The sequence below is a fragment of the Deinococcus sp. Marseille-Q6407 genome (assembly GCF_946848805.1).
Lineage (GTDB): Bacteria > Deinococcota > Deinococci > Deinococcales > Deinococcaceae > Deinococcus.
On sequence record NZ_CAMPFU010000003.1, the window covers coordinates 468,832 to 477,500 of the forward strand.

Genomic DNA, 8,669 nt, shown 5'->3' on the forward strand with positions numbered 1-8,669 from the left:
CTTGGACTCCTTGCAAATGCCAGGAAACAGGCTCACTGTTCTATCATTCTTTTGTATTCTACTGCGTTCGCACTCTCCGTGGCTGCCGGACTTTTTGCCGTCCAGCAGTCACAGTCCTTTTTCACCGAAAAGGGTAGGGCGGAAGGAACGGTATGACCCATCACAAAGAAAAACGCAGTATTTCTCCCCTGGCCCTGATGTTTACCTGCCTGGGGTCCATCATCGGCTCGGGCTGGCTGTTCGGCGCTTTTAACACCGCCAAGATCGCTGGCCCCGCTGCCATTCTGGCCTGGATTCTGGGCATGCTGATGATGATCGTCATCGCCCTGAGTTATGTCGAGCTGGGCACCATGTCGCCGGAATCGGGCGGCATGGGCCGCTACGCCCAGTACTCGCACGGGCCGCTGGCCGGCGTGCTGGCCAGCTGGGCCAACTGGATCAGCATGCTGGTGATTCCGCCGATCGAAGCGGTCGCCAGCGTGCAGTACATGGCCGGCTGGGGGCTGTCCTGGACCCAGGGATTCGTGCAGGGGGGGAGCCTCTCCAGCAGCGGTCTGCTGGCCGCCACGCTGCTGATGCTGCTGTACGTGCTGCTGAACTTCTGGACCGTGGCCCTGTTTGCCAAGAGCAACACCGCCATCACCTTCTTTAAGCTGGTGGTGCCGCTGCTGACGGGCGTGTGCCTGCTGTATTACGGCTTTCACCCCCAGAACTTCACCGACCCGGCGGCCGGCGGCGTGGCACCTTACGGCTGGGCGGCCGTGCTGACCGGCGTGGCGACCGGAGGCGTTGTCTTCAGCTTCAACGGCTTTCAGTCGCCCATCAACCTGGCCGGCGAGGCCCAGCGCCCCGGCCGCAGCGTGCCGCTTGCCGTGGTGGGTGGCCTGCTGCTGGCCGGGCTGATTTACGTGCTGCTGCAGGTGGCATTTATCGGCGCTGTGGACCCACAGACACTGCACGCGGCCGGCTGGAAAGGCCTGCATTTCAAATCCCCCTTTGCCGAACTGGTCGGCGCCCTGGGCCTCAACTGGCTGGCGCTGACGCTGTATGCCGATGCCGTCATCAGCCCCTCGGGCACCGGCATCACCTACACCGCCACCACCGCCCGCGCCCTGCAGGCCCTGTCGCGCAGCGGCTACATGCCGGCCTGGCTGGGCCGCCTGCATCCCACCTTAAGGGTGCCGCGCGCCGCTTTGATCGTCAATCTGGTGCTGAGCCTGCTGGCGCTGTACCTGTTTCCCAACTGGGAAGAGCTGGCCGCAGTGGTCAGCGTGACCTGCGTGGTGGGCTTTCTGACCGGCCCGGTGAGCGTGGCGAGCCTGCGCCGCACCGCACCTGACGCCCGCCGCCCGCTGCGGCTGCCGGCGCTGAACCTGCTGGCACCGCTGGGCTTCGTGTTCGCCAGCCTGCTGGTGTACTGGAGCCGCTGGCCGCTGAACGGCGAAATCATGCTGCTGGTGATGTTGGGCCTGCCTATTTTCCTGGTGCTTCAGGCCCGCGAAGGCTGGCGCGACACGCCCCGGCACCTGCGCTCGGGCGGCTGGCTGGTCGCTTATCTGGCGGTCATGACACTGCTGTCGTATCTGGGCAGCCATGAGTTCGGCGGCATCGGCCTGCTGCCTTACGGCGTTGACTTTGCAGTGGTGGCCGCCGTCTCGCTGGCTTTTTACAGCTGGGGCATTCGCAGCGGCGACGCCCAGGCCGCCAGCGAAGGTCTGGCCGGATCTCATGCGCTGAGCGGCGACTGAGTTGAGAGGAACCAGCCGGCCGGCAAGCTCGCCGGCCGGCTGGTTTTCTTACGGCTGGCTCTTTTCTATTTCAGCGCCGCCGCATTGAACTCGCCCGACTGCCGCAGGCCCTCAGCGTGCGGCAGGGCCTCACGCAGCACCTGCTTGGTGCCCTTCAGGGCATGTGGCGGCAGTTCGGCCAGCTGCGCGGCCAGCGCTTCGGCCTGGGCGAACAGGGCTTCCGGGGTGTCCAGCACGCCGGTCACCAGGCCCCAGCTTTCGGCGGTGCGGGCGTCTATCGGCGCCCCGGTTAGTGCCAGGTGCGTGGTGCGGCCACGTCCGATAATGCCCGGCAGGCGCTGCAGGCCGCCCAGGTCAGCCACCAGACCCAGGCGCACTTCCGGCAGGCTGAACTGCGCGTTGGCGCTGCACAGCCGCAGATCACAGGCGGCAATCAGCTCCAACCCGGCGCCGATGCAGTGGCCGTGCACAGCGGCGATCACTGGAATCTCCACCGCCGCTACCGCGTCCAGGGCGTCCTGCATCGGCTGCACCGCTCCCCAGAAATCCCCGCTCTGCTGAATGGCGGGCAGGGTGGCGTTCACGTCCAGCCCCGCGCTGAAGATGTCCTGGCCCCGGACAATCAGCACCCGGGCTTCACCCAGCTTGCGCAGGGCCTGCGGCAATTCCTGCCAGAACGCAGGCGGCATCGAGCCTTTCTTGGCGGTCAGGGTCAGGGTGGCGGTGTGGCCGCTGTGGCTGAGTTCTACGGTGGGCATGCTCCGAGTGTAGGGCCTCGGGTATCCACTCCTCTAACCTGCTCTCCATGAAAGTGCTGCTGATGAGGCACGGCCAGTCGGCCAACAACCCGCTGGAAGCGGCTGCCGACTATGCCCAGCGGCGGCAACCAGATCCACCGCTGACGGCACTGGGCCAGCGGCAAGCAGAGAAGGCAGCCACCGCGCTGGCCACTGCTGGGTGGGTCGGCGCGCCAGTCACGCGGCTTTTTTCCAGCCTGACTCTGCGGGCCGCGCAGACGGCTGCTCCGCTGGCTGCGGCACTGGACCTGCCGGTCGAGGGCGCAGCGCTGGCCTACGAGTGCGGCGGGCTGACCACCGGCCCGGCTGGCGGGTTCGCGGCGGTGCCGGGCCGGGAATATGCATCACTGCGCGCCGAGTGTCCGGCGCTGCTCTGGCCGGCAGAGTTGCAGGGGCAGCGCTGGGATGGAGGAGCTGAAGCCTGGGCAGCTGCCGCCTTTGCCAGCCGCGCCGCGCAGGTTGCAGAACTGCTCCGCCGCAGTGCGGCTGAAGGCAGTGGCCTCACAGTTCTGGTCACCCATCACGACTTTGCCCAGTTTCTGCTGGCCGACCTGCTGGGCCTGCCGCAGCCGGACGTCACCGAGCCGATCTTCCGGCTGCATAACGCTTCGCTTACGCTGCTAGAGCTGTGGCCCAGCGGGGCGACCTTGTCCTATGCGGACCGCGTGGACTATTTGCCGCTGGCCGAACGGACCTACTGACCCTCACCGGCCCAGGCCACCCGCCACACTTTCCCGGCGCCGTCGTCGGTGACCAGCAGGGCGCCGTCCTGTGCCACAGCCACGTCGACCGGGCGGCCGCGGACCGTCTCACCGTCCGAACCCAGAAAGCCGGTCAGGAAATCCTGCACCTCGCCGCTGCTTGGGTTGACCGTGACCACCCGGTAACCGGTTTTGCGGCTGCGGTTCCAGCTGCCATGCAGCCCTGCGAACATCAGGTTCCGGTAGGCGGCCGGGAAAGCCGTACCGCTATAAAAGCCCATCCCCAGCGGCGCCGAGTGCGCGGTGGTCAGCGCAAAAGCGGGCGTGGCCCCCTGGCAGACGGCGGCGTCTTTGCGGCCAAAATCCTTGTCCCAGACCTGCGGCTGGCCCGGCTGCACCGTGTAGCAGTAAGGCCAGCCGTAAAAGCCGCCGTCCTTGAGCCGGTAAAAGCCTTCGGGCGGCAGGTCGTCTCCCAGTTCGTCGCGGCCGTTGTTGGGGGCCCACAGCGCGCCGTCATGCCATCCCAGGCCCACCGCGTTACGCAGGCCGGTGGCGTAGCGTAGGGGCGGCCGTGCTGCCCGTCGGTGTCGTAGACCCACACGGCGGCGCGGCGCCCATCTTTCTCCTCGCACACGTTGCAGGTGCTGCGGGCTGCGACAAACAGCTGCCCCTGCGGCCCGAAAGCGATGCTGCGGGTCCAGTGACCGCCGCCCGAGGGCAGGTCAAGCAGCTTTTTCGGCTGCCCCTGTGCCCGTGTCTGGCCGGGCCGGTAGGGGAAACGCACCACGCCGTCGGTGTTGGCGACATACAGAAACTCCCCGTGGAAAGCCAGTCCGTGGGGCTTGTTCAGACCCGTGGCAAAAGGCTCGCGGCTGTCGGCTTTGCCGTCGCCGTCCCGGTCGGGTAGCCGGTAAACGGCCCCGGTGTCCGGGTCGCTCAGAAACACGTCCCCGTTTCCGGCCACCGCCAGCAGGCGTGGTTTCTCAAAGCCGTCGGCATAGAGGTTCACCCGGAACCCCTGCGGCGCCGTGGGGACGAAAGTTTCAAGCTGCTGGGCCGGCGCTGACGCACTGGCACTGGCGGGAACCGAAGCCGGCGCGGAACCGCTGGAGCTGGCATTGTTCTGCTGCGGTGCGGTGCAGGCTGTAACTGCCAGCAGGCCAAGCAGGGAAACAGAAGCAGAGAGGAGACGCATGCTCCACTCTGCCGCCCCACGGGCACTGGCAGACAAGAGGAGGCTTTATCCGGCGGGAAGCCCCTTTTCACTCTGCGGGCGCTTACTGAGGCCCGGTCATCACCGCTTGTGCCTCGAACACCTGCTGCGGCTGCACCAGTTCATCCTGCACCGCAATCAGCTGAATTTCACGGGTGCCGGCTTGATGGGTCCGCTCCAGCAGCGCATACAGGGCGCTCATGCTGAGGCTGAGTGCCTGAGCCACATTGCCGGTGCGCAGGTACTGGCCGTAAAACAGCGCGGCAATAGCGTCGCCAGTGCCGTTGCGCGGCGGGTCCAGCGGCAGCAGCGGCGTGCGGCAGATCCAAGTGCCCTCATCCGACACCGCCAGGGTTTCGATGCTGCCTTCCGGGGCGTCCTCGCGGATCAGGCTGGTCACCACCACGATTCGGGGCCCGCCCTCACGCAGCCGGCTGCGCAGTTCTCCAGCGGCGGCCAGAGCGTCGTCCAGCGTGGCGACCTTGCGCCCGGTCAGCAGTTCCAGCTCGAAATGGTTCGGCACCATGATGTCGGCGGCCGGTACTGCGTGGGCGGCGATGTGCTCAGGCAGCTCGGGGTTCACGAACACCCCGCGCCCAACGTCACCCATGACCGGGTCACAGCAGTAGAGCGCCTGCGGATTGGCGGTCCGCACCCGTTTCACGGCACTGACCACCGCTTCCACCGTGCCGGCCGAGCCCATGTAGCCGCTCAGGACCCCGTCGCACTCCGGCAGGGCGCCGCGCGCCTCGATCCCGTCAATCAGTTCGGCGATGTCCTCCGGCGGAAACACCTTGCCGGTCCATTCGCCGTAGCCGGTGTGGTTGGAAAACTGCACCGTCTGAATGGCCCAGACCTCAAAGCCCAGGCGCTGCAGGGGGAACACAGCGGCGGCGTTGCCCACGTGGCCGTAAGCCACCCACGACTGGATGGACAGGATGTTCTGAGGGCACTGCCTCTGGGCCAGACTCTCGCTATGTGGCGTGGTGGTCATGTCCAGAGCATAACGCTGGAGCCGGCATGGCAGCCCACCAGCGGCAGCTGACCTTGCCTGTCTTCTACGGTTTTTTCAGCAGTGGATAGGGGTTGATGGCACCCCCCGGCGTATAGACGCCGTAGTGCAGGTGGGGCGGGGTGTTCTTGGCATTGCCGCTGTTGCCCACGTAGCCCACCGTGTCGCCCTGCTCCACCCAGTCACCGGCTTTGAGGTCTGGGTAGCGCTCAAGATGGGCGTAGTAGTGGCGCTGCCCGCCGGGACCCAGCACCATCACCGTGCGCCCGCCCAGGGTATTCTCGCCCACGTTCAGCACCACGCCGGGGCCGGTCGAATGCACCGGCGTGCCCCGGCTGGCAAAGATGTCGATGCCTTCGTGCTTGCGCCCACCCGAGCGGGCGCCGCCCCAGGTGTCGGTCAGTACGGCGCCGGGTAAGGGGTTGGGCAGGGTCCCGGCGGCCGGGGCCGGCATCCGGGCCAGCTCCAGGTACTGCCGGCTGCGCTGCAACTGAGGCCAGAAGAATGCTGCGGCCCCGCCCAGCACAGCCAGGACCAGCAGCAGAGGAAGCAAAACATTCAAAGTGCGCCGCATGGCCCCCAGTATGGCCCGACGCAGCGTGGGCGGCACGGTGCCCCAGCCCAGAGCAGACAATAAAAAACCCGCTCACTTGGAGCGGTTATGCTTATTACTTTAGCGCAGTATGCAGTATTCGTCAAGGTTATCCAGTGGCCCGGCCCTCAGTGGCTCCCGGCCCGCACCGAAGCCGCCCAGCACAGCAGCTCCCCATCCGATGCGTCGTGACGTCGGCCGGTCAGGGAAAAGCCGTTTTTCTCTAGCACCCGGATACTGGCGTGATTGTGCGGTAGCGTTTCGGCCAGCACGGTCTGCACGTCCGGCCAGCGGCGCAGCTCGTCCAGCAGGGCGCCTACCGCTTCGGTGGCGTACCCCCGCCCGCGTGCCCCCGGCGTCAGGCCGTAGCCGATTTCTACCCGGCCTTGCCGGGGCGCGTGCTTGGTGCCCAGCAGCCCGATGGCCCGCCCGCTGTCCCGCTCAATCAGCGCGAAAGACCCCCGCACCGCGTCCTCCTCGCCCAGATTCAGCAGGTGAATGGGGAAGACGATGGCGGCCTCGCCGGCCCAGCCCTCAGGAAAAAAGAATCCCTGCGCCCGGAACTGAGCGGCTCCGATGGTCTGAAGCATCAGTTCGCGGGACAGGGGCAGCAGGAAAAGGCGCGGTGTTTCGGTCACGCCCAGATGATGGCAGAGCGCCGGGGTCCACTGGGCGGCCAGCCGGCGCAGGTGCTTGAGGCTTTACAGGTGCCTGCGGCTTTATTCCTCGCGGTAGGACTTCTCGATGGGCAGGCCCACGCCGTTGCCCCATTCGGTCCAGCTGCCGTCGTAGTTACGCACCTTGGGGTAGCCCAGCAGCTCGCGCAGCACGAACCAGCTGTGGCTGGAGCGCTCGGCAATGCGGCAGTAGGTGATGACGTCCTTGTCGCTGGTCACGTCCTCGCCGCCGTAGAGGGCCTGCAGTTCGTCGGCGCTCTTGAAGGTGCCGTCCTCATTGGTTGCCTTGGCCCAGGGAATGTTGCGGGCACCGGGAATGTGGCCGCCGCGCAGCACGCCTTCTTGCGGGTAGTTGGGCATATGGGTCACCTTGCCCGAGAACTCGTCGGGGCTGCGCACGTCCACCAGGGCGTTCTGGCCCTGCTGCACGCCTTCAAGGTGAGCCTTGACCTCGTCGCGGTAGGCCCGCAGCGATTCGTCGCGGGTCAGGGCCGGGTAGGTGGTCGGCGCGTACTGCGGGGCGTCGGTGGTCACTTCGCGGTTCTCGGCGGTCCACTTCTGGCGGCCACCGTTCATCAGCTTGAGGCCCTTTACGCCGCTGTAGGTCAGGAACCAGTAGGCGTAGGCGGCCCACCAGTTGCTCTTGTCGCCGTACAGCACGATGGTGTCGCTCTCGCGCAGGCCCAGGCGGCCCAGCAGCTCGCTGACCCGGTCGGCAGTGATGAAGTCACGCTCCACCGGGTGCCACAGGTCACCCTGCCAGTCCAGCTTCACGGCGCCGGGAATATGGCCCATGTCGTACAGCAGAATGTCTTCGTCCACTTCGACCAGGCGCACGTTGTCGTCGTGCAGGTGCTCGGCCACCCAGTCGGTACTTACCAGGACATCTTTGGCGTAATCGGTCATGCCGTCAGCATAGCGGGCGCGGGCACCGGTCTGGTGCTTTCCAGCTCCTTTCGGCCCTTCACCCTTGCGTTAGATTGGGCGGCATGACCGACGCCCAGACTGCTCTGCCCCCCAAGCTTCAAAACATCGTCAGTATGTTCAAGTCCATGCCCAAGGCCATGCGGCTGCAAGCTCTGCTGGACTATGCCCGCAAACTGCCCGAGCCGCCCCAGCAGTACCTTGACCACCCCGAGTTCATGCAGCCGGTGCCGGAATGCACCAGCCCCTTTTTCCTGATCACCGAGCGTGAGGGCGACGCTGTGCATATGCACTTCAAAGTGCCGGCCGAAGCACCCACCGTGCGCGGCTACGCTGGCATCCTGAAAGAAGCGCTGGACGGCGAAAGCGCCGACACCATTCTGAACGTGCCGGACCAGTTCTACATGGACATGGGACTCAGCGAACTGATCACGCCGATGCGGATGCGCGGCATGGGCGCCATCCTGATGCGGCTCAAGGGCGAGCTGCGGGATGAGGGTGCACAGAATCAGCCTCATCAGCCGGGCCAGGAGAGCTGAACATCCCGGCCATCCGGGCCCGGTCATGGTCCAGCAGCCAGCCGTCAAAGCTGGTATACAGCCCGGCCAACCGCGCTGCATCTATCCCTATGACGTCCATGCCCCGGTCGTCATAAGGGCAGGCCAGCAGGCCCAGTTCTGCTGAAGCCAGCGTCAGGCGGGCGTCCAGCGCGGGCTGGAGGCCAAGGTCGCGGGCGAAAATACCCCAGAGCAATTCCGGAAGGTGGATGCTAGGCAGCGGAAAGGCGAACAAGGTCTTTGGTCCGCCTTCTCCGCCCCACTGCCGCATGGCCTGTTCGGGCGCAGGCGGACAGACGCCTATGTTTCGCAATGCTGCTTCCGTCTTTTGCCAGAGCTGTTCCGGCTGTGGCGCAGCGTCTGAGGTGTCGTCCCAGACTTCCAGCACGGCCGTCAGCGTTTCGGCCCCAGCAAAAGCGCTGCCGAGAATGGCCCGGGCGCGGTCTAT

10 protein-coding genes (1 of these 10 running past the window's edge) are annotated in these 8,669 nt (G+C 66.2%); 3 read left to right on the top strand and 7 right to left on the bottom strand.

Annotated features, from left to right (window positions below; all coding sequences use genetic code 11):
* Nucleotides 1-152 precede the first annotated feature (152 nt).
* Nucleotides 153-1,748 (top strand): APC family permease, encoded by a 1,596-nt coding sequence (locus OCI36_RS09445; RefSeq protein ID WP_261664826.1) that lies wholly within the window; start codon nt 153-155, stop codon nt 1,746-1,748.
* Nucleotides 1,749-1,813: 65 nt separating this feature from the next.
* On the opposite strand, the gene OCI36_RS09450 is transcribed toward OCI36_RS09445, so the two are convergent.
* A complete protein-coding gene (locus OCI36_RS09450; protein WP_261664827.1) occupies nt 1,814-2,506 on the bottom strand; it encodes an enoyl-CoA hydratase-related protein in 693 nt (230 codons plus the stop codon).
* A gap of 47 nt (nt 2,507-2,553) precedes the next feature.
* Here OCI36_RS09450 and OCI36_RS09455 point away from each other — a divergent pair, with 47 nt between their 5' ends.
* Nucleotides 2,554-3,246 carry a histidine phosphatase family protein gene (locus OCI36_RS09455; protein ID WP_261664828.1) on the top strand — a complete coding sequence of 231 codons (693 nt, stop codon included), beginning with the start codon at nt 2,554-2,556 and terminating at the stop codon, nt 3,244-3,246.
* On the opposite strand, the gene OCI36_RS13355 is transcribed toward OCI36_RS09455, so the two are convergent.
* The 5 genes from OCI36_RS13355 to OCI36_RS09480 all read right to left on the bottom strand — a co-directional run bounded on the left by OCI36_RS13355 (nt 3,240) and on the right by OCI36_RS09480 (nt 7,646).
* Nucleotides 3,240-3,878, bottom strand: a complete 639-nt coding sequence (locus OCI36_RS13355; protein ID WP_315941271.1) for a PQQ-dependent sugar dehydrogenase — start codon at nt 3,876-3,878, stop codon at nt 3,240-3,242. The genes OCI36_RS09455 and OCI36_RS13355 overlap by 7 nt on opposite strands.
* 645 nt (nt 3,879-4,523) lie before the next feature.
* Entirely contained in the window at nt 4,524-5,453 is a 930-nt protein-coding gene (gene pdxY, locus OCI36_RS09465) for a pyridoxal kinase PdxY (protein ID WP_261664829.1), read from the bottom strand.
* 64 nt (nt 5,454-5,517) lie between these two features.
* Entirely contained in the window at nt 5,518-6,045 is a 528-nt protein-coding gene (locus OCI36_RS09470) for a M23 family metallopeptidase (protein WP_261664830.1), read from the bottom strand.
* A 146-nt stretch (nt 6,046-6,191) separates the two neighbouring features.
* Nucleotides 6,192-6,701 carry a GNAT family N-acetyltransferase gene (locus OCI36_RS09475; RefSeq protein WP_261664831.1) on the bottom strand — a complete coding sequence of 170 codons (510 nt, stop codon included), beginning with the start codon at nt 6,699-6,701 and terminating at the stop codon, nt 6,192-6,194.
* An 81-nt stretch (nt 6,702-6,782) separates the two neighbouring features.
* A complete protein-coding gene (locus OCI36_RS09480; protein ID WP_261664832.1) occupies nt 6,783-7,646 on the bottom strand; it encodes a sulfurtransferase in 864 nt (287 codons plus the stop codon).
* Between the two features lie 83 nt (nt 7,647-7,729).
* Here OCI36_RS09480 and OCI36_RS09485 point away from each other — a divergent pair, with 83 nt between their 5' ends.
* Nucleotides 7,730-8,203: a SufE family protein gene (locus OCI36_RS09485; protein WP_261664833.1), complete on the top strand. Its 474-nt coding sequence runs from the start codon at nt 7,730-7,732 to the stop codon at nt 8,201-8,203.
* On the opposite strand, the gene OCI36_RS09490 is transcribed toward OCI36_RS09485, so the two are convergent.
* Nucleotides 8,139-8,669, bottom strand: the 3' portion of a protein-coding gene (locus OCI36_RS09490) for a DUF3885 domain-containing protein (protein ID WP_261664834.1). Its footprint extends 174 nt past the window's final position; the window shows 531 of its 705 coding nt (coding positions 175-705); its start codon lies beyond the right edge, outside the window — the gene reads right to left on this strand; its stop codon occupies nt 8,139-8,141. The genes OCI36_RS09485 and OCI36_RS09490 overlap by 65 nt on opposite strands.